The 20,284-nt window shown below is 56.6% G+C and carries 19 protein-coding genes; 15 read left to right on the forward strand and 4 right to left on the reverse strand.

Annotated elements, in window-relative coordinates; translation table 11 throughout:
* Positions 1-5 precede the first annotated feature (5 nt).
* The 10 genes from ACOTXF_RS01760 (at position 6) to ACOTXF_RS01805 (ending at position 8,865) form a co-directional block, all read left to right on the forward strand.
* Positions 6-800 carry a metal-dependent hydrolase gene (locus ACOTXF_RS01760; protein ID WP_008500789.1) on the forward strand — a complete coding sequence of 265 codons (795 nt, stop codon included), beginning with the start codon at positions 6-8 and terminating at the stop codon, positions 798-800.
* A 297-nt stretch (positions 801-1,097) separates the two neighbouring features.
* Positions 1,098-2,531, forward strand: coding sequence for a PTS glucose transporter subunit IIBC (gene ptsG, locus ACOTXF_RS01765; protein ID WP_008500788.1), 1,434 nt, complete (start codon positions 1,098-1,100; stop codon positions 2,529-2,531).
* A gap of 246 nt (positions 2,532-2,777) precedes the next feature.
* Positions 2,778-3,137 (forward strand): purine nucleoside phosphoramidase, encoded by a 360-nt coding sequence (gene hinT, locus ACOTXF_RS01770; protein ID WP_008500786.1) that lies wholly within the window; start codon positions 2,778-2,780, stop codon positions 3,135-3,137.
* Position 3,138: 1 nt separating this feature from the next.
* Complete coding sequence (locus ACOTXF_RS01775; RefSeq protein WP_008500785.1) at positions 3,139-3,513, forward strand: YcfL family protein; 375 nt, start codon at positions 3,139-3,141, stop codon at positions 3,511-3,513.
* Between the two features lie 10 nt (positions 3,514-3,523).
* Positions 3,524-4,171 (forward strand): penicillin-binding protein activator LpoB, encoded by a 648-nt coding sequence (lpoB, locus tag ACOTXF_RS01780; RefSeq protein WP_008500784.1) that lies wholly within the window; start codon positions 3,524-3,526, stop codon positions 4,169-4,171.
* Positions 4,152-4,964, forward strand: coding sequence for a thiamine kinase (thiK, locus tag ACOTXF_RS01785; RefSeq protein ID WP_045417095.1), 813 nt, complete (start codon positions 4,152-4,154; stop codon positions 4,962-4,964). The genes lpoB and thiK overlap by 20 nt, the downstream gene beginning before the upstream one ends.
* Positions 4,965-4,987: 23 nt before the next feature.
* On the forward strand, positions 4,988-6,013 hold the full coding sequence (gene nagZ / locus ACOTXF_RS01790) for a beta-N-acetylhexosaminidase (RefSeq protein WP_047744964.1): 1,026 nt from the start codon (positions 4,988-4,990) through the stop codon (positions 6,011-6,013).
* 34 nt (positions 6,014-6,047) lie between these two features.
* The gene (ycfP, locus tag ACOTXF_RS01795) at positions 6,048-6,590 is read left to right on the forward strand and encodes an alpha/beta hydrolase YcfP (RefSeq protein WP_008500781.1); all 543 of its coding nucleotides are present in this window, start codon (positions 6,048-6,050) and stop codon (positions 6,588-6,590) included.
* Positions 6,591-6,827: 237 nt separating this feature from the next.
* Positions 6,828-8,132 (forward strand): NAD(P)/FAD-dependent oxidoreductase, encoded by a 1,305-nt coding sequence (locus ACOTXF_RS01800; protein WP_232926502.1) that lies wholly within the window; start codon positions 6,828-6,830, stop codon positions 8,130-8,132.
* A 193-nt stretch (positions 8,133-8,325) separates the two neighbouring features.
* Positions 8,326-8,865, forward strand: a complete 540-nt coding sequence (locus ACOTXF_RS01805) for a glycine zipper 2TM domain-containing protein (protein WP_008500779.1) — start codon at positions 8,326-8,328, stop codon at positions 8,863-8,865.
* Between the two features lie 59 nt (positions 8,866-8,924).
* On the opposite strand, the gene comR is transcribed toward ACOTXF_RS01805, so the two are convergent.
* On the reverse strand, positions 8,925-9,560 hold the full coding sequence (comR, locus tag ACOTXF_RS01810; RefSeq protein WP_047744950.1) for a TetR family copper-responsive transcriptional repressor ComR: 636 nt from the start codon (positions 9,558-9,560) through the stop codon (positions 8,925-8,927).
* A 244-nt stretch (positions 9,561-9,804) separates the two neighbouring features.
* Between comR and bhsA the strand changes: the two genes are divergently transcribed.
* On the forward strand, positions 9,805-10,062 hold the full coding sequence (gene bhsA / locus ACOTXF_RS01815; protein ID WP_008500777.1) for a multiple stress resistance protein BhsA: 258 nt from the start codon (positions 9,805-9,807) through the stop codon (positions 10,060-10,062).
* 75 nt (positions 10,063-10,137) lie between these two features.
* Here the strand turns inward: bhsA and ldtC are convergent, their stop codons facing one another.
* The 3 genes from ldtC to ACOTXF_RS01830 form a co-directional block, all read right to left on the reverse strand.
* On the reverse strand, positions 10,138-11,103 hold the full coding sequence (ldtC, locus tag ACOTXF_RS01820; protein WP_025911795.1) for a L,D-transpeptidase LdtC: 966 nt from the start codon (positions 11,101-11,103) through the stop codon (positions 10,138-10,140).
* Positions 11,104-11,248: 145 nt separating this feature from the next.
* Positions 11,249-14,695, reverse strand: a complete 3,447-nt coding sequence (gene mfd / locus ACOTXF_RS01825) for a transcription-repair coupling factor (RefSeq protein WP_047744949.1) — start codon at positions 14,693-14,695, stop codon at positions 11,249-11,251.
* A gap of 148 nt (positions 14,696-14,843) precedes the next feature.
* Complete coding sequence (locus tag ACOTXF_RS01830; RefSeq protein ID WP_048962039.1) at positions 14,844-15,917, reverse strand: acyltransferase family protein; 1,074 nt, start codon at positions 15,915-15,917, stop codon at positions 14,844-14,846.
* A 256-nt stretch (positions 15,918-16,173) separates the two neighbouring features.
* Here ACOTXF_RS01830 and lolC point away from each other — a divergent pair, with 256 nt between their 5' ends.
* Genes lolC through nagK form a run of 4 tightly spaced genes read left to right on the forward strand, consistent with a single transcriptional unit; the run spans position 16,174 to position 20,275 of the window.
* Positions 16,174-17,373, forward strand: a complete 1,200-nt coding sequence (gene lolC / locus ACOTXF_RS01835) for a lipoprotein-releasing ABC transporter permease subunit LolC (RefSeq protein WP_232926504.1) — start codon at positions 16,174-16,176, stop codon at positions 17,371-17,373.
* Positions 17,366-18,067, forward strand: a complete 702-nt coding sequence (gene lolD / locus ACOTXF_RS01840) for a lipoprotein-releasing ABC transporter ATP-binding protein LolD (RefSeq protein ID WP_008500772.1) — start codon at positions 17,366-17,368, stop codon at positions 18,065-18,067. Before lolC ends, lolD begins: the two co-directional genes overlap by 8 nt.
* Positions 18,067-19,311, forward strand: coding sequence for a lipoprotein-releasing ABC transporter permease subunit LolE (lolE, locus tag ACOTXF_RS01845; protein WP_008500771.1), 1,245 nt, complete (start codon positions 18,067-18,069; stop codon positions 19,309-19,311). The genes lolD and lolE overlap by 1 nt, the downstream gene beginning before the upstream one ends.
* Positions 19,312-19,363: 52 nt before the next feature.
* The gene (nagK, locus tag ACOTXF_RS01850) at positions 19,364-20,275 is read left to right on the forward strand and encodes an N-acetylglucosamine kinase (RefSeq protein WP_232926506.1); all 912 of its coding nucleotides are present in this window, start codon (positions 19,364-19,366) and stop codon (positions 20,273-20,275) included.
* The last annotated feature ends 9 nt before the right edge of the window (positions 20,276-20,284 follow it).

The raw sequence follows: 20,284 nt of genomic DNA on the forward strand, positions 1-20,284 counted from the left end.
ACATTATGTTTTTAGTCGACTCACACTGCCATCTTGATGGCCTGGATTATCAATCCCTGCATAAAAACGTGGATGACGTGCTGGAAAAAGCCGCTGCCCGCGATGTGAAATTCTGCCTTGCGGTGGCGACGACGCTGCCGGGTTATCGCACCATGCGTGAGCTGGTGGGCGTTCGCGACAACGTGGTGTTCTCCTGCGGCGTGCATCCGCTGAATCAGGACGAGGCGTATGACGTTGAGGAACTGCGCCGACTGGCAGCAGAAGAGGGCGTGGTGGCGATGGGGGAGACGGGCCTGGACTATTTTTACACGCCGGAAACGAAACCGCGACAGCAGGAGTCCTTCCGCCATCATATCCGCATTGGCCGCGAACTGAACAAGCCGGTCATTGTGCATACCCGCGATGCGCGTGCCGATACCCTGGCGATCCTTCGGGAAGAAAACGTGACGGATTGCGGTGGCGTACTACACTGTTTCACAGAAGACAGAGAAACGGCGGGTAAACTGCTTGATTTAGGGTTTTATATTTCGTTTTCCGGGATCGTGACGTTCCGTAACGCTGAGCAGCTCCGGGATGCCGCGCGTTATGTTCCGCTCGATCGCATTCTGGTGGAGACAGACTCTCCGTATCTGGCCCCGGTACCGCATCGCGGTAAAGAGAACCAACCGGCGATGACGCGAGACGTGGCTGAGTACATGGCCGTACTGAAGGGCGTCAGCATCGAAGAGCTGGCCCGCGTGACCACGGAAAACTTCTCAACGCTGTTCCATATTGACCCCGCCCGCCTGCAATCTGTCTGATACACCTGTTTTTTTTAGGCTCGTAATTAATAAATAAAACGAGTAAAGTTCACCGCCTCATTTGGGGCGGTGAGGGTGTTTTTAGACACATCCGGACATGCTTTTTGTAAATAACTGAAAGTTTTTCGACCGCCTTAAGCTGAAACGTGATAGCCGTCAAACAAACTCAGAGGGAATTATTTTACTCTGTGTAATAAATAAAGGGCGCTTAGATGTCCTGTCCACGGCACGGTACTCCCCCCGGGCCAATGCGTGAAAGCGTAAAAAAAGCACAAATACTCAGGAGCACTCTCAATTATGTTTAAGAATGCATTTGCTAACCTGCAAAAGGTCGGTAAATCGCTGATGCTGCCAGTATCCGTACTGCCTATCGCAGGTATCCTGCTGGGTGTCGGTTCTGCTAACTTCAGCTGGCTGCCAGCCGTAGTGTCCCATGTGATGGCCGAAGCAGGCGGTTCTGTCTTTGCTAACATGCCACTGATCTTCGCGATCGGTGTGGCTCTGGGCTTCACCAATAACGACGGCGTATCTGCGCTGGCTGCAGTGGTTGCTTACGGCATCATGGTGAAAACCATGGCTGTGGTTGCGCCGCTGGTTCTGCATTTACCGGCAGAAGAGATCGCCGCGAAACACCTGGCGGACACCGGTGTTCTGGGCGGTATCATTTCCGGTGCGATTGCAGCGTACATGTTCAACCGCTTCTATCGCATCAAGCTGCCTGAGTACCTGGGCTTCTTCGCGGGCAAGCGTTTCGTTCCGATCATCTCTGGTCTGGCAGCGATTTTCACTGGCGTGATCCTGTCCTTCATCTGGCCACCAATCGGCTCCGCTATCCAGACCTTCTCTCAGTGGGCTGCTTATCAGAACCCGGTCGTGGCGTTTGGTATCTACGGCTTCATCGAGCGTTGCCTGGTGCCATTCGGTCTGCACCACATCTGGAACGTTCCATTCCAGATGCAGATTGGTGAATTCACCAACGCAGCAGGCCAGGTATTCCACGGCGATATCCCACGTTACATGGCGGGTGACCCAACTGCAGGTAAACTGTCTGGTGGCTTCCTGTTCAAAATGTACGGTCTGCCAGCAGCGGCGATTGCTATCTGGCACTCTGCTAAGCCAGAGAACCGTGCAAAAGTGGGCGGTATCATGATCTCCGCAGCGCTGACCTCGTTCCTGACCGGTATCACCGAGCCGATCGAGTTCTCCTTCATGTTCGTTGCGCCGATCCTGTACGTCATCCACGCGATTCTGGCGGGCCTGGCGTTCCCAATCTGTATTCTGCTGGGTATGCGTGACGGTACGTCCTTCTCTCACGGTCTGATCGACTTCATCGTTCTGTCCGGTAACAGCAGCAAACTGTGGCTGTTCCCAATCGTGGGTGCGTGCTATGCCGTTGTTTACTACACCATCTTCCGCGTGCTGATTAAAGCACTGGACCTGAAAACCCCAGGCCGTGAAGATGCGACAGAAGACAGCAAAGCTGGCGCGACCAGCGAAATGGCTCCGGCACTGGTTGCCGCGTTCGGCGGTAAAGAGAACATCACTAATCTGGACGCGTGCATCACTCGTCTGCGTGTGAGCGTTGCCGACGTCGCGAAAGTAGACCAGCCGGGTCTGAAAAAACTGGGCGCAGCGGGCGTGGTTGTTGCAGGTTCTGGTGTACAGGCAATTTTCGGTACGAAATCCGATAACCTGAAAACCGAAATGGATGAATACATCCGCAACAACTAAGCTGTGACCTGGGGAGACTAAGGCAGCCGAATGGCTGCCTTTTTTATTTCTGTCTTAAAAAAATGCAGCAGCACGCTTTAACGGTCACTCTTCGTTCAGCTGATGAACATTCAGGAAAGAAATCGAGGGAGGAGGTTGAAAGGACAGGAGAAACTCGCTCATACTCATGAATTGTGTCACGCACTCAACCAGAGCGTGTGTTAACAGCAATTGCTCGCGCCAGATTAAACAAAAAAGGAAAAGGTCATGGCTGAAGAAACGATTTTCAGTAAAATTATCCGTCGCGAAATCCCGTCGGATATCGTCTATCAGGATGAACTGGTAACGGCTTTCCGGGATATTTCCCCTCAGGCCCCGACGCACGTCCTTATCATTCCCAATATTCTGATTCCGACCGTAAACGACGTAAAAACCGAGCATGAAGTGGCGTTAGGTCGTATGCTGACGGTGGCCGCGAAAATCGCTGAACAGGAAGGCATTGCAGAAGACGGTTACCGTCTGATCATGAACTGCAACCGTCATGGTGGCCAGGAAGTTTATCATATTCACATGCATCTGCTGGGTGGACGTCCTCTGGGGCCGATGCTGGCACATAAAGGTCTTTGATATGCGTAAAGGGCGTATTGCAGCGCTGGTATTGACGATGATGATTGTGGGGTGCAGCTCGCGCCCGGCAATACCCGTGAACGATGAACAGACGCTGGTGATGGAATCCTCCGTGCTTGCCGCGGGCATCACGGCGCAACAACCCGTGCTGACCATCAGTGAAATCAATTCCTCTGCCTCCTCTACGCTCTTTAATGAAAGACATGAACCCGTGACGGTCCACTACCGTTTTTTCTGGTATGACGTAAGAGGTCTTGAAATGCATCCGCTGGAGGCGCCGCGCAGCGTCACCATTCCGGCCAGATCGTCGGTAACGCTCTATGGCAGCGCCAACTATCTGGGTGCGCATAAGGTGAGACTTTATCTTTATCTCTAAGGGGTGAACCTTGATTAAAAACTTGAGCCGCTATGCGCTTGTGACAGCTTTCGCGCTGTTCCTGGCGGGGTGTGTGACCCGAACTGAACAGCCAGCGCCTGTGGAAGAGGCGAAACCGGGCACTGAACAGCCGACACAGCCAACGCAGCCGCAGCCAACCGTGCCGTCTGTGCCGTCTATTCCGTCACAGCCTGGCCCGATTGAGCATCCGGACCAGACGTCGCAGCCCACGCCGCGCGTGCGCCATTACGACTGGAACGGCGCAATGCAGCCCATGGTCGGCAAAATGCTGCAGGCACAGGGCGTGACGGCAGGCAGCGTGTTGTTGGTCGATAGCGTGAACAACCGTACCAACGGTTCGCTGAACGCGGGTGAAGCGACGGAAACGCTGCGCAATGCGCTGGCAAACAACGGTAAGTTTACGCTGGTCTCGGCTCAGCAACTCGCGGTAGCCAAACAGCAGCTGGGCCTGTCGCCGCAGGATAGCCTCGGCACACGCAGCAAGGCGATCGGCATTGCCCGTAACGTTGGCGCACAGTATGTGCTGTACTCTAACGCCACCGGTAACGTGAATACACCGGCCCTGCAGATGCAGCTGATGCTGGTTCAGACAGGCGAAATTATCTGGTCAGGTAAAGGTGCGGTTACGCAACAATGACAGCACGCGTGAAGAGATTCTGACGCGCTATTTTCCTCAGTACCGCCTTATCGCGCCGCAGGCCCACTCCGGGCTTGGCGGCGCGAGTTGCATTATAGCGCAGGGGGAACGACGCCTGGTCTTGCGGCAACATCACGACCCCTATGCGCCTGCCTCCCATTTCCGTCGTCAGTTTCGCGCCCTGAGGCGTCTTCCGTCAGATCTCGTGCCTGCCCCCCGTTTTTTCAGAGAGGGCTGGATGGCCGTCGACTATCTGGACGGTGACGTGAAAAGCGCGCTGCCGGACACGCCGGCGCTCGTGGCAATGCTGTATCATCTGCACCGGCAGCCACGTCTGGGATGGCGAATCACGCTATACCCGCTGCTTGAACGCTACTGGCAGCAGGCCGCGCCTGACAGACGCACTCCAGTGTGGCTGGCACATCTCAAGCGGTTGCGTAAAGCAGGCGAGCCGCAGCCGATTCGGCTATCGCCGCTGCACATGGATGTTCATGCCGGAAATATTGTGCATACGGCAGAGGGCATCAGGCTCATCGACTGGGAATACGCCGGAGATGGCGATGTGGCGCTGGAGCTGGCGGCAGTCTGGACGGAGAGCGACGACGCGCGGCAGACGCTTATCTGGGACTACGCCGAGGTGGCGCGCATTGACGCCGACGCGCTCAGGCGTCAGGTCAAACGCTGGCGGCCATGGGTCGTCATGTTAATGGCTGGCTGGTTTGAAATGCGCTATCAGCAGTCAAGAGACAAACATTTTATTGCGCTGGCAGACGATGCCTGGCGTCAGTTATAAACGAAAGGATAAGAGAGGTGGATGTGGGTCCAGTCATGTTGGATGTAGAAGGGTTTGAACTGGATGCGGAGGAGCGTGAAATTCTGGCGCATCCGCTGGTGGGGGGCCTGATCCTGTTTACCCGCAACTATCACGATCCGGCGCAGCTGAGCGAGCTGGTGCGTCAGATCCGCGCCGCGTCGCGCAATCATCTGGTGGTCGCCGTCGATCAGGAAGGCGGCCGCGTGCAGCGTTTTCGCGAAGGGTTTACCCGCCTGCCGGCGGCCCAGTCTTTTGCCGCGCTGCTCGGCACGGAAGAGGGCGGGACACTGGCGCAGGAGGCCGGCTGGCTGATGGCCAGCGAAATGATTGCCATGGATATCGACATCAGTTTTGCCCCGGTGCTGGACGTGGGGCATATCAGCGCCGCCATTGGCGAGCGCTCGTACCATGACGATCCGCGCATTGCGCTGGCCATGGCGACCCGCTTCATTGACGGCATGCACGATGCCGGGATGAAAACCACCGGGAAACACTTCCCTGGCCACGGGGCGGTAACGGCGGACTCGCATAAAGAGACCCCGCGCGATCCGCGTCCGGAAGCAGAAATTCGCGCCAAAGATATGTCGGTGTTCAGGTCGCTTATCACCGACAACAAGCTGGATGCCATCATGCCTGCGCACGTGATTTACAGCGACGTTGATCCGCGTCCTGCCAGCGGCTCTCCGCACTGGCTGAAAACCGTTCTGCGTCAGGAGCTGGGCTTCAATGGCGTGATTTTCTCTGACGATCTATCAATGGAAGGGGCGGCGATCATGGGCAGCTACGCTGAACGCGGTCAGGCGTCGCTGGATGCAGGTTGCGATATGATCCTGGTCTGCAATAATCGTAAAGGTGCCGTTAGCGTGCTGGATAACCTGTCGCCGATCAATGCAGAGCGTGTTACACAATTGTATCATAAAGGTTCATTTAGCCGTCAGGAGCTGATGGATTCGGCGCGCTGGAAAACGGTCAACGCCCGGCTTGAAGACCTGAATGAGCGCTGGCAGGCACATAAAGCCAGCCTGTAAACCCTCCCGGAAGGCGTAGCGTGGTGAGAAGACGATGATCATCTATTTACACGGTTTTGACTCAAACAGTCCTGGTAATCATGAGAAGGTGCTGCAGCTGCAGTTTATCGATCCGGATGTCCGGTTGATCAGCTACAGCACGCGCCATCCGAAGCATGATATGCAGCACCTGCTCAAAGAGGTGGACAAGATGTTGCAGCTCAACGTGGACGATCGGCCGTTGATTTGCGGCGTGGGGCTGGGCGGCTACTGGGCAGAGCGGATTGGCTTCCTGTGCGACATCCGCCAGGTCGTATTCAATCCCAACCTTTTCCCGAACGAGAACATGGAAGGCAAGATTGACCGCCCGGAAGAGTATGTCGATATTGCGACCAAGTGCGTCAGCAATTTTCGGGAGAAAAACCGTGACCGCTGCCTGGTGATCCTGTCGCGTAACGATGAGGCGCTCAACAGCCACCGGGCGGCAGAACTGCTGCATCATTACTATGAAATTGTCTGGGACGAAGAACAGACCCACAAGTTCAAGAACATCTCCCCGCATCTGCAGCGCATCAAAGCCTTTAAAACGCTGGGCTAAACCACAGACTGCCGCTTCAGAAACCCGGTCGTGAACGCGCACCGGGTTTCTTTTTGTCCAGAATTGTCTACTTTTAAGCCATCAAAACTTGATGCATATCAATTTTGGTATGACCAATGCGCCTGACGTGGTATTCTCAATGCACCTGAATGGTTTCAGTGCTGTAACCTGTTGTTAATTAAGGGTTATTTTTATAACTTTTAATTAACAATTGGTTAATAATTTGAGGGGGTCACGTTGACTACGCCATTGAAAAAGATAGTGATTGTAGGCGGTGGTGCTGGCGGGCTGGAGCTGGCGACACAGTTGGGTAAGAAGCTGGGGCGCGGTAAAAAAGCCAAAATCACGCTGTTGGATCGTAACCACAGCCACCTGTGGAAACCGCTGCTGCACGAAGTAGCGACCGGCTCTCTGGACGAGGGCGTGGACGCGCTAAGCTATCTGGCGCACGCGCGCAACCATCATTTCCAGTTCCAGCTGGGCTCGGTGGTGGACATCAACCGTGAAAGCAAAACCATCACTCTGGCAGAACTGCGTGATGAAAAAGGGGAGCTGTTGGTTCCTGAGCGCAAGCTGCCGTACGACACCCTGGTCATGGCGCTGGGCAGTACCTCCAACGACTTCAACACGCCGGGCGTGAAAGAGCACTGTATCTTCCTCGATAACCCGCACCAGGCGCGTCGTTTCCATCAGGAAATGCTGAACCTGTTCCTGAAGTACACCAGCAATATGGGTGCGAACGGTAAGGTCAACATCGCCATTGTCGGCGGCGGTGCGACGGGCGTTGAGCTGTCCGCTGAGCTGCACAATGCGGTGAAGCAGCTGCACAGCTACGGTTATAAAGGGTTAACGAACGAAGCGCTGAACGTCACACTGGTCGAAGCCGGTGAACGCATTCTGCCTGCGCTGCCTCCGCGTATTTCCGGTGCGGCGCACAATGAACTCACCAAGCTGGGCGTGCGTGTGCTGACGCAGACCATGGTGACCAGCGCCGACGAAGGCGGCCTGCACACCAAAGACGGCGAGTATATCAAAGCGGATCTGATGGTCTGGGCGGCAGGTATCAAAGCGCCTGACTTTATGAAAGATATCGGCGGCCTGGAAACCAACCGCATTAATCAGCTGGTCACGGAGCCAACGCTGCAAACCACGCGTGACCCTGAAATCTTTGCTATTGGTGACTGCGCCTCCTGCGCCCGTCCTGAAGGTGGATTCGTGCCGCCGCGCGCCCAGGCTGCACACCAGATGGCAAGCCTGGTCCTGCACAACATTCTGGCGCAGTACAAAGGCAAGCCAATGAAGGCCTATGTTTACAAAGACCACGGTTCTCTGGTGTCTCTGTCAAACTTCTCAACCGTCGGCAGCCTGATGGGCAACCTGATGCGCGGCTCGATGATGGTAGAAGGGCGCATTGCCCGCTTCGTGTACATCTCCCTGTACCGTATGCACCAGATTGCGCTGCACGGCTACTTCAAAACCGGGCTGATGATGCTGGTGGGCAGAATCAACCGCGTGATCCGTCCGCGTCTGAAGCTGCACTAATCTTTCACTCCCTCCGGGCTCTCCGGAGGGAGTTTTTAGCATTTCATGCTGTAGATCACAGTTTGACTGCTTAAGAGTTCTCCTAAATAGAATATATCTCCTCGCTATGCCCCTTTTTTGATCCTTTATCTGATTGGCGAAGCCGTGCCTCCATTGCAAAATTGTTACCAATAGCAACAAAGGAGGAAGTCCCGTGAATAAATCAATGTTGGCGGGTATAGGGATTGGCGTCGCGGCTGCGTTAGGTGTGGCTGCCGTTGCCAGTCTCAACGTATTAGACCGCGGCCCGCAGTATGCGCAGGTGGTTTCTGCTACACCGATTAAAGAAACGGTAAAAACGCCTCGTCAGGAGTGCCGCAATGTCTCCGTGACGCATCGCCGTCCGGTGCAGGATGAAAACCGTATCGCCGGTTCTGTTCTGGGTGCGGTAGCGGGTGGCGTGATTGGTCACCAGTTTGGCGGCGGCCGGGGTAAAGATGTGGCGACCGTGGTCGGCGCGCTGGGTGGCGGCTATGCCGGTAACCAGGTGCAGGGCGCGATGCAGGATAACGATACCTACACCACGACTCAGCAACGCTGCAAAACCGTCTATGACAAGTCGGAAAAAATGCTGGGTTATGACGTGACGTACAAAATTGGCGATCAGCAGGGCAAAATCCGCATGGATAAAGACCCGGGCACGCAAATTCCGCTCGATGGAAATGGCCAGCTGGTTCTGAATAACAAAGTGTAAAAAAGATGTTCTCTGAATTTAGCTCCTCATGCGCTCAGGCTGAGGAGCTTTTTTTTGCTTCAGATTTTGAGTAGCTCAGGCCACAGCCGCAGCGTGGTGTCGCTAATAATCTGCAGTTTTTCCAGCGTTGCCCCTTCACGGGCGCTGATCGACATCCCCTGCAAAATACAGCTCAGGTATTGCGCCAGCAGCTGAGGGTTGCACTGTGCAGGGATTTCACCGCGCTGCTGCCGCTGAGCCAGAAAGGCGCTCAGCGTCTCCTCCTGCATGGCATGACGCGATTTCACCGTATTGGCAATCTCTTTCGAGGACGCCGCCAGGGTGGCAGAGGTGTTAATCATAAAGCAGCCCGCAGGCGTGTCCTTACTGGTGAAGCAGGTCGCGACGGCGGTGAAGTAATCCCGAAGCGCCTGTTCGACGCTTTTCTCTTCACAAAACAGCTGGGCTTCGTGTTTCGCCGCAAAGCGCGAAATGTATCTGTCCAGCACCGCCCTGAACAGCCCCTCTTTATTGGTAAATTCGGCATAGAGCGTCGGCGCTTTGGCGCCGGTGGCTTCTACCAGATCGGAAAGCGAGGTTGCTTCATACCCATGTTGCCAGAAGAGAGTCATGGCCTTATCAAGCGCTGCATCCCTGTCAAACACTTTTGGTCGGCCACGGCTTTTCTTTGCACAACTCGTGACGTCGGTTGTCATGTGCCGTTGGTCCTCTGTTGGTTTGTTGAATGACCATTATAAAAATAAACGCAAGTCACCACCAGCGCTGAATGCTTAAAAATAAATTAATCATATGAGTATGAAAAATAACGACTTTAAAATTAAGTTAACGACCATTATAAAATTATGTTGACGTGTGAGATGGATCACATTTATTATTTACCTATCGATCGTTAACTAAATGGCTAACGACCTCCAAATTCATCTGCTAAAGGTAAACATCATGAAAAACGTAAAAACCCTCATCGCTGCTGCTGTCCTGAGTTCACTCTCTTTCGCAAGCTTTGCGGCTGTACAGGTACAGTCCACCCCGGTCGATCAGCATAAAGTCGGGACGATCTCTGCCTCTGCCGGGACTAACCTGGGTTCACTGGAAGATCAGCTGGCGCAAAAAGCGCAAGAGATGGGTGCAAAATCTTACCGCATCACCTCTGTGACCGGTCCTAACACCCTGCACGGCACCGCCGTCATCTACAAATAAGCCGGGCATAAACCCTCATTTATGCCACTGCAATAAAAAACGCCCTGCTTAGCAGGGCGTTTTTTTATTTATGATTTACATCGATTGCTGGATGACATCGTGATGCCGGGTGACGTCGGTCGGCATGCCTGAGCGGGCCTCCATTGCGCGCTCCATCACCTCGCTGTTGGTATTCGCATTCGTTTTAAAGCTTACCATCGCGGCATTCAGGTTAATGGGCAGCGTCTGCGGGTCATCGCCAATGTTTTTCGACAGCGGCTGGTGAATTTCAACCAGCCGCACGCCGCCCGGCTCCTCAGAAACCTTGATCGGCGTATTGATGATATTGACTTTGGTACCCGGCGTAACGACGTTAAACAGCGTTTTGATATCGTCATCGCGCAGACGAATGCAGCCCGAGCTGACGCGCATGCCGATGCCAAAGTCCGCATTCGTTCCGTGCAGCAGGTAAACGCCGCCGTAGGCCGCCAGACGGATCGCGTGGTGACCCATCGGGTTATCCGGGCCTGCTGGCACCACGGCTGGAAGATCGATGCCCTGAGCTTTATACCGTGCACGAATATTGGCCGTTGGTGTCCAGGTTGGATTCGCGCGTTTATCCGAGACGGTCGTGACCATCGTCGGCGTCAGGGTGTCGCCGCCCAGCTGACCAATACCAATCGGGTAGACGGTCACCTCATTTTTACCCGGCGGGTAATAGTACAGACGCAGCTCCGCCAGATTTATGACGATCCCCTCACGCGGAGCGTCCGGCAGGATAGTCTGTAACGGGATAGTCAATACGCTGCCCGCGCGCGGGACGTAGGGGTCGACGCCAGGGTTCGCCTGCAGCAGGGCCAGAAAACCAACGTTATATTTTTTGGCAATGGCTTCCAGCGAACCGCCATTATTTTCAACCACATGAAAGCGGTTTTCCCCCACCACCTTGCTGCCGGGCGGAGGAAGGGGCCAGGTATTTGCGCGAGCGGGAAGCGCAACCGCAACGGTGGCTGCCAGCGCAAACAGGGTTAACCAGCGAGTCATACGCGAAGAGATCATCACTATAGTCCATATATATGATAAGGTTATTGTTTTATAAAGCGTTAAAGATAATTATGGCGAATGGGTGTGTCGGGAAGATCGGGTGAAGTGCAAAGAGTTTGTAAATTGTCCCCCGTTAGCGCTGGGCTAACGGGGTGAAGGGAATTTATGCGATCGCATTCTCTTCCAGCTGGCGCATAAAGTTACGCACCCAGTCCATGCGGGTTTTGCGCTCCGTCAGCTCCTGGGTAAATTTGAGACGCGTTGGGCCATCCAGACGGAAATGCTGCGGCTGTTTTTGCAGCAGACCGATGAGCCACATCGGGTTGACGTGGTTCTTCTCGGCGAACTCAATCACGCCGCCTTTTTCGTTGCCTTCAAGCTTGCGAATGCCCAGCTTCTGCGCCTGCTGGCGCAGGCGCGCGATATCCAGCAGATTTCGCGCCGCATCGGGCAGCAGACCAAAGCGGTCGATCAGCTCAACTTTAATCTCTTCCAGCTCGTTTTCCGTCTTCGCGCTGGCGATGCGCTTGTAGAACGACAGGCGGGTATTTACATCCGGAATGAAATCGTCCGGCAGCAGGGAAGGCATGCGCAGCTCTACCTCGGTCTGCTGGCTGGTGAGATCTTCCAGCGACGGCTCGCGCCCGGCCTTCAGGGCATCAACCGCGTTCTCAAGCAGCTCCATATAGAGCGAGAAGCCGATGGTCTCCATCGAGCCGCTCTGGTCCTCACCCAGCAGTTCACCGGCACCGCGGATCTCGAGATCGTGCGTGGCCAGCGCGAAGCCTGCGCCGAGGTCTTCCAGCGAGGCGATGGCTTCCAGACGCTTTTGCGCATCGGTGGTCATCGCTTTCGGATGCGGCGTCAGCAGCCAGGCGTAGGCCTGATGGTGCGAACGCCCGACGCGGCCACGCAGCTGGTGAAGCTGCGCCAGGCCAAAGTGATCCGCACGTTCAATGATGATGGTGTTCGCCGTCGGAATGTCGATCCCGGTTTCGATGATGGTGGTGCACACCAGCACGTTAAAGCGCTGATGGTGGAAGTCGTTCATCACCCGTTCCAGCTCGCGCTCGCGCATCTGCCCGTGACCGATAGCAATGCGCGCTTCCGGCACCAGCTCCGCCAGCCTGTCGGCCGCTTTCTGGATGTTTTCCACGTCGTTGTACAGGTAATAGACCTGACCCCCGCGCAGCACTTCACGCAGAATGGCCTCACGCACCACCAGATTATCGTATTCGCGGACGAAGGTTTTTACCGCCAGACGGCGCGCCGGCGGCGTGGCAATAATCGACAGATCGCGCATGCCGCTCATCGCCATGTTCAGGGTTCTCGGGATTGGCGTCGCGGTCAGGGTCAGGATATCGACGTCGGCGCGCATCGCTTTGATGCGCTCTTTATGACGCACCCCGAAGCGGTGCTCTTCGTCGACGATCAGCAGCCCCAGATCTTTCCACTTCACGTCGCTTTGCAGCAGCTTATGGGTGCCGATCAGAATATCGATCTTGCCTTCGCTTGCCTGCTCCAGGATCTGCGTCTGCTCTTTGGTGCTGCGAAAACGCGACAGCATCTCGATGCGTACCGGCCAGTTGGCGAAACGGTCCCGGAAGTTGTCGAAGTGCTGCTGAGCGAGCAGGGTGGTTGGCACCAGCACCGCTACCTGCTTGTTGTTTTCAACCGCAAGGAAGGCGGCGCGCATCGCCACTTCGGTTTTACCGAAGCCGACGTCGCCGCAGACTAAACGGTCCATTGCCAGCGGCTGGCACATGTCGCTCAGCACGGCGTTAATGGCCTGAGCCTGATCCGGCGTGGTTTCAAACGGGAAGCTGTCGCAGAAGAGCTGATACTGTTCCTTATCATGCTTAAAGGCGAAGCCCTCTTTGGCCGCGCGCTGGGCGTAGATATCCAGCAGCTCGGCGGCCACGTCGCGCACTTTTTCCGCGGCCTTCTGGCGCGCGCGCGCCCAGGCGTCGCCGCCCAGCTTGTGCAGCGGCGCGTTCTCTTCGGCACCGCCCGCGTAGCGGCTGATCAGATGCAGGGACGACACCGGGACATACAGTTTGGCGTCGTTGGCGTAGGTCAGCATCAGGTATTCACCTTTAATGCCGCCCGCTTCCAGCGTGGTCATCCCCTGATAGCGTCCAACGCCATGCTCCAGGTGCACAATCGGCTGGCACGGATGCAGTTCGGCCAGGTTGCGGATCAGCGTGTCCGGGTTGATGGTTCGACGGCTGTCCTGACGACGGCGCGCGACGCGCTCGCCCAGCAGGTCGCTTTCGCAAATCAGCGCCAGGTTGTTGAGCGTGTCGATGAACCCATGCTCGGCGGCGCCAATCATCAGGTAACGGCCGTTTCCGGTCGCCTCGCTCAGGCGCAGGATGCGCTTCGGCGCCACCTTAATGCGTCCCAGCAGCTCACCTAACGCTTCGCGACGGCCTTCACTCTCAACGGAGAACACCACCGGGCCGGTAAAGGACTCCAGGAACTTGCGCAGATTATCCAGCGGGGATTTCTGCTGCGCCTGGACGGCCAGGTCCGGCAGCGTCCGGAAGGCGAGGTTGGTGTTGGCGGCCTTATCGGCAAGCGAATCGGTTTTCAGCTGCATGCGCGGCCAGCGCTTCAGCTCGGCGTTGAGCTCGTCGGTACGCAGCCACAGTGCTTCCGGCGGCAGCAGCGGACGCATCGGGTCAACCCCCCGGTTTTCGAAGCGAGCGCGGGTTTCGCTTTCAAAGCGGCTGGCGCTGGCGTCGATATCCCCGGTGTTAACAATCAGCGTATTCGCCGGGAAGTAGCTGAACAGGGCAGGCAACGGCTCGCTGAAGAACAGCGGCTGCCAGTATTCGATCCCGGCAGGCAGCGTGCCTTTGCTGACCTGTTGATAAATATGTTCCGCGTCGCGCTTCACCTCGAACTTATCGCGCCACTGGCTGCGGAACAGTTCGATAGCGGTTTTGTCCGTCGGGAACTCATGTGCGGGCAGTAAATTGATGGACTCCACTTCCTCCAGCGTGCGCTGCGTATCGGCGTCGAAGACGCGCAGGCTGTCGATTTCATCATCGAAAAAGTCCAGACGATACGGCTGGTCGCTGCCCATCGGGTAAAGGTCGAGCAGCGCGCCGCGGGTCGCATATTCCCCGTGCTCCATCACCTGATCCACGTGGCGATACCCGGCACCGTCAAGCTGTGCCCGCAGGGCATCACGGGACAGGCGCTGGCCTTTTTTCATTACCAGCGCATGGCCATGCAGGTAGCTGTGCGGGCAGACGCGCTGCATCAGGGTGTTTACCGGCACAATCAGCACGCCGCGCTGCATGGTCGGGAGTTGATAGAGCGTCGACAGGCGTGAGGAGATGATCTCCTGGTGCGGGGAGAAGCTGTCATAGGGCAGCGTTTCCCAGTCGGCCAGGCTGAACACCAGATTATCGGTGAACTGGCGAATTTCATCGTGCAGGCGCAGGGCGTTTTGCATATCCGGGGCAACCAGGATCACCGGGCCAGGATGACGCTCAGCAATTTCCGCCACCAGCGTGGCGCACGCTGCGCCCGTGAGTTCACCCAGCTGGCGCTGGTCGCCCGCTTTGACAGGCAAGGAATAACGATAGTGTTCAGGCATGGCTATGTCAGAGTCTCTTATGGATATACCAACAGTATTGGGGCATATCACTGATACGCAATGTCTTTATTATCCTCGATCGTTTTACATAAGCAAATCGTAACCGCACGGCGGGGTTATACGCCCCCGAAAGGGGGCGGAGAGGGCATTAACGGGTGGTCGGCGAGAGCGTAAGCGTCGAAGGCGGAGAAAAGAAAATGTCCCCGAACAGCGCGGTGGAGAGTTTACGCACCCCCAGCCCGGCCAGGGTACAGATAAGCAGGCTGGCAAACGGGTAGACCAGAATTAAGGTGAGTTCAGCCCAGACCGGCCAGTAAGCGGCATTCATCTCGCCAATCAGGAACAGGCTAAAGGCCTCAATGAGGATGCGGTGGGTGGTATAAATCGCAATGGTATTGGAGCCAATCACGTTCAGCAGGTTGTCAGGGTGAACGGCATAGCGCTGCTCAACGCTGTAGAACAGCTTCATGATCAGCACAATCGACAGCAAGGAGAGCAGCAGCGGAACGTTAGCAAACCACAGCACCACGGAGACGGCGGCGAAAGCGCCCGTTGCCAGCCAGGTGCGGCGCAGGTTTAGATTTTTCATCCATGCCATCAGCTCAGCGCCATACCACGCCCCGAGGCTGTAGTAGATCATGTTGCGTACCACGCTGTTCATTCCCCACCACGGCAGCGGCAGGAAGTTGATCGCGATGCTTGCCAGCGCCAGCAGTCCCAGCATCGGCAGCTTCCAGCGGCTCAGCAGTTTACACAACGTGAAGTAGACCACCAGGGCATACAGATACCACAGGCTGGTGCTGGCGGTGAGCATCCCTTGCACAAATCCCAGGAGCGAATCGGCGTAGGCCGCGTTCGACGAGGTGGCAACCTCGCGATCGGGCGCCAGCCAGGCGTTCAGGTGGGTCAGCGCCTGCCATTGCAGAATCCCCCACAGCGCCAGAACCCAGACAATGCTCCAGATTCGCTTGTCGAGGCTGATTCGCCAGTCCACCTCATCAATATAACGACGGATCAGATAGCCGGAGATAAAGAAAAAGACCGGCATACGGAAGGGGGCGAGATAGAGATTAAAATAGATCCAGCATTTGGCGAGAAGGCCAGAGAGCGGGTGTTGCAGCCCGATCAGGTGCGGATAAAACGTGATAACCGAATGGTAGATAACCACCAGGCAGATGCACAGCCCTTTTATCTGGTTAATCCATAATGCTTTTTGCTTCATTGTTCGCAACTACCTTATTGCCATAGACGAACGAGCAATTGTTGTTAAACGAAACCGGGCTGTAATGGGTAACAGTCTGTATCAGGAGGTTTTTCGGAAAAGGTGGAGGTTGCGAGGGGCGGTTTCAGAGATTAGTATCCTGATTTATCTGAATTTTTTGGAAAAATGATTACCAAAGCTTACGGTTTCAGTCATTTACGCTTAACGGATTCGCTTATATACTCGTGGGTCTGCTATCAGCAAACAGACGGACTTCATGTATCAACCTGTCGCACTCTTCATAGGCTTACGCTACATGCGTGGGCGCGCCGCGGACCGCTTCGGTCGCTTTGTCTCCTGGCTTTCGACTATTGGCATTACGCTTGGCGTGATGGCACTGGTGACGGTGCTTTCCGTCATGAATGGCTTCGAGCGCGAGCTGCAAAACAACATCCTGGGGCTGATGCCGCAGGCCGTACTCTCATCGACTAACGGTTCGGTTAACCCACAGCAGCTGCCGGAAAGCGCGGCGAAGTTACAGGGCGTCACGCGCGTTGCGCCACTGACCACCGGCGACGTGGTGCTGCAAAGCGCCCGCAGCGTGGCGGTCGGCGTGATGCTGGGTATTGACCCGGCGCAAAAAGATCCGCTCACGCCGTATCTCGTTAACGTGAAGCAGACCGATCTGGAAGCCGGAAAATACAATGTGATTCTGGGTGAGCAGCTTGCCGGTCAGCTTGGCGTCAACCGCGGCGACCAGCTGCGCGTGATGGTGCCTTCAGCCAGCCAGTTTACGCCGATGGGGCGCCTGCCAAGCCAGCGCCTGTTTACCGTGGTTGGGACCTTTGCCGCCAACAGTGAAGTCGATGGTTACCAGATGCTGGTTAACATTCAGGACGCGTCACGCCTGATGCGCTACCCGGCCGGCAATATCACCGGCTGGCGCCTGTGGCTCGACGCGCCGCTGAAGGTCGATACCCTCAGCCAGCAAAAACTGCCGGACGGCACCAAATGGCAGGACTGGCGCGAGCGTAAAGGCGAGCTGTTCCAGGCCGTGCGGATGGAGAAAAACATGATGGGGCTGCTGCTGAGCCTGATCGTCGCCGTGGCTGCTTTTAACATCATCACCTCGCTGGGACTGATGGTGATGGAGAAGCAGGGCGAGGTCGCTATCCTGCAAACCCAGGGGCTGACGCCGCGGCAGATCATGGCCGTGTTTATGGTGCAGGGGGCCAGCGCCGGTATCATCGGCGCGCTGCTCGGGGCGGTGCTGGGTGCGCTGCTTGCCAGCCAGCTCAACAATTTAATGCCGATCATCGGCGCGCTGCTTGACGGCGCGGCGCTGCCGGTGGCCATCGAGCCGCTGAAGGTGGTCGGTATTGCGCTGGCCGCGATGGCCATTGCGCTGCTTTCTACGCTTTATCCTTCCTGGCGCGCTGCCGCCACTCAACCCGCTGAGGCTTTACGTTATGAATAAGATCCTGTTGCAATGCGACAACCTGTCCAAACGCTATCAGGAAGGCACTGTGCAAACCGACGTGCTGCACAATGTGAGCTTTAGCGTGGGCGAAGGCGAGATGATGGCGATTGTCGGCAGCTCCGGCTCGGGCAAAAGTACGCTGCTGCATCTGCTGGGCGGGCTGGATACCCCAACCAACGGCGACGTGATTTTCTCCGGCCAGCCGATGAGCAAAATGTCCTCGGCGGCGAAGGCCGAGCTGCGTAACCGCGAGCTGGGCTTTATCTACCAGTTCCACCACCTGCTGCCGGACTTCACGGCGCTGGAAAACGTGGCGATGCCGCTACTGATTGGCAAAAAGAAACCGGCAGAAATTAACGCCCGCGCCAGCGACATGCTGAAAGCGGTAGGGCTGGGCCATCGCGGAAACCACCGTCCGTCGGAGCTGTCCGGCGGCGAGCGTCAGCGCGTGGCGATTGCCCGTGCGCTGGTCAACAACCCGCGTCTGGTGCTGGCGGATGAGCCTACCGGTAACCTGGACGCCCGCAACGCGGACAGTATTTTCCAGCTTCTGGGCGAGCTGAACGCCTCGCAGGGCACCGCGTTTCTGGTAGTGACCCACGATCTGCAGCTGGCAAAACGCATGGGGCGCCAGCTTGAGATGCGCGACGGCCATCTGAACGCGGAACTGACCCTGATGGGAGCAGAGTAATGGCGTCACCGTTATCGTTACTCATCGGTTTACGTTTTAGCCGCGGCCGCCGTCGCGGCGGCATGGTGTCGCTGATCTCCGTTATCTCGACCATCGGTATTGCGCTGGGTGTGGCGGTGCTGATCGTCGGCCTGAGCGCCATGAACGGCTTCGAGCGCGAGCTGAATAACCGTATTCTGGCGGTCGTGCCGCACGGGGAGATCGAACCGGTTAACCAGCCGTGGACGAACTGGAGCGACGCCCTGAACAAAGTGGAAAAAGTGCCCGGCATCGCCGCGGCTGCGCCCTACATTAACTTTACCGGGCTGGTGGAGAGCGGGGTAAACCTGCGCGCCATCCAGGTGAAAGGGGTGAATCCGACGCAGGAAGCGCGCCTCAGCGCGCTGCCGAACTACGTGCAGAACGGCGCGTGGGCCAACTTCAAGGCGGGCGAGCAGCAGATCATCATGGGTAAAGGCGTTGCTGATGCCCTGAAGGTGAAGCAGGGCGACTGGGTGTCAATCATGATCCCGAATGCCAGCGCCGATCACAAACTGCAGCAGCCAAAGCGCGTGCGCCTGCACGTTACCGGTATTCTTCAGCTGAGCGGTCAGCTTGACCACAGCTTTGCGATGGTGCCGATGGAGGATGCTCGCCAGTATCTCGACATGGGCGACAGCGTGACGGGCATTGCCATTAAGGTGAACGACGTCTTTAACGCTAACAAACTGGTGCGCGACGCGGGCAGCGTGACCAATAACTATGTTTACATCAAAAGCTGGATCGGCACTTACGGCTATATGTACCGTGATATCCAGATGATCCGCGCCATTATGTATCTGGCGATGGTGCTGGTGATCGGTGTCGCGTGCTTTAATATCGTCTCGACGCTGGTGATGGCGGTCAAAGACAAGAGCGGCGACATCGCCGTGCTGCGTACCCTTGGGGCAAAAGACGGTCTTATTCGCGCCATTTTCGTCTGGTACGGTTTGCTGGCAGGACTGTTCGGCAGCCTGTGCGGCGTGGTGATTGGCGTGGTGGTTTCCCTGCAGCTGACGCCGATTATCAACGGCATTGAAAAGCTTATTGGTCACCAGTTCCTGTCGGGTGATATCTATTTTATTGACTTCCTGCCGTCTGAACTGCACTGGCTGGATGTTTTTTATGTGCTGCTTACAGCACTTTTACTAAGTCTGCTGGCAAGCTGGTATCCGGCGCGTCGCGCAAGCCGAATTGATCCGGCGAGGGTATTAAGTGGCCAGTAATTACGTCACGATCTAGCGGCTTCGGGTCGCCAGATCGAAAGAGGAATGCGTTATGTATTATGGATTTGATATTGGCGGCACCAAGATTGCGCTCGGCGTGTTTGATAAAGACCTCAAACTGCAGTGGGAAACCCGCGTTCCCACGCCGCGCGACAGCTACGACGAATTTTTAACCGCCATTGCCGCGCTGGTGGCGCAGGCCGATGAACGCTTTGGCGTGAAAGGCAGCGTCGGCATTGGTATTCCGGGCATGCCGGAAACCGACGAGGGTACGCTTTACGCGGCCAACGTGCCTGCCGCCAGCGGTAAACCGCTGCGCGCCGATCTCTCCGCGCTCCTTGAACGCGACGTGCGTTTAGATAACGACGCCAACTGCTTTGCGCTCTCCGAAGCCTGGGATGATGAGTTCCGTCACTATCCGCTGGTGATGGGGCAGATCCTCGGTACCGGCGTCGGCGGAGGAATCGTCATCAACGGTAAGCCCATCACCGGCCGCAGCTACATCACCGGCGAGTTTGGTCATATCCGCCTGCCGGTGGATGCGCTGGAGGTCGTCGGCCGTGATTTCCCGCTGACCCGCTGCGGCTGCGGGCAGCACGGCTGTATTGAGAACTACCTGTCAGGCCGCGGGTTTGCATGGCTTTACGAACACTTCTATCATCAGAAACTTGATGCCCCTCAAATCATTACCCTGTGGGAGCAAGGGGATGCGCAGGCGCGTGAGCACGTCGAGCGCTATCTGGATCTGCTGGCGGTGTGTCTGGGCAATATTCTCACCATCGTCGACCCGGATCTGCTGGTGATTGGGGGAGGGCTCTCAAACTTTACCGCGATTACGGAACGGTTGTCCGGGCGTTTGCCCCGACACTTATTGCCGGTTGCCCGCGTGCCGCGTATTGAACGCGCGCGACACGGGGACGCAGGAGGCATGCGCGGAGCCGCATTCCTTCATCTCACCGATTAGTTTACGAGG

This window comes from Enterobacter cloacae complex sp. IR53041, from assembly GCF_049238285.1.
Lineage (GTDB): Bacteria > Pseudomonadota > Gammaproteobacteria > Enterobacterales > Enterobacteriaceae > Enterobacter > Enterobacter roggenkampii.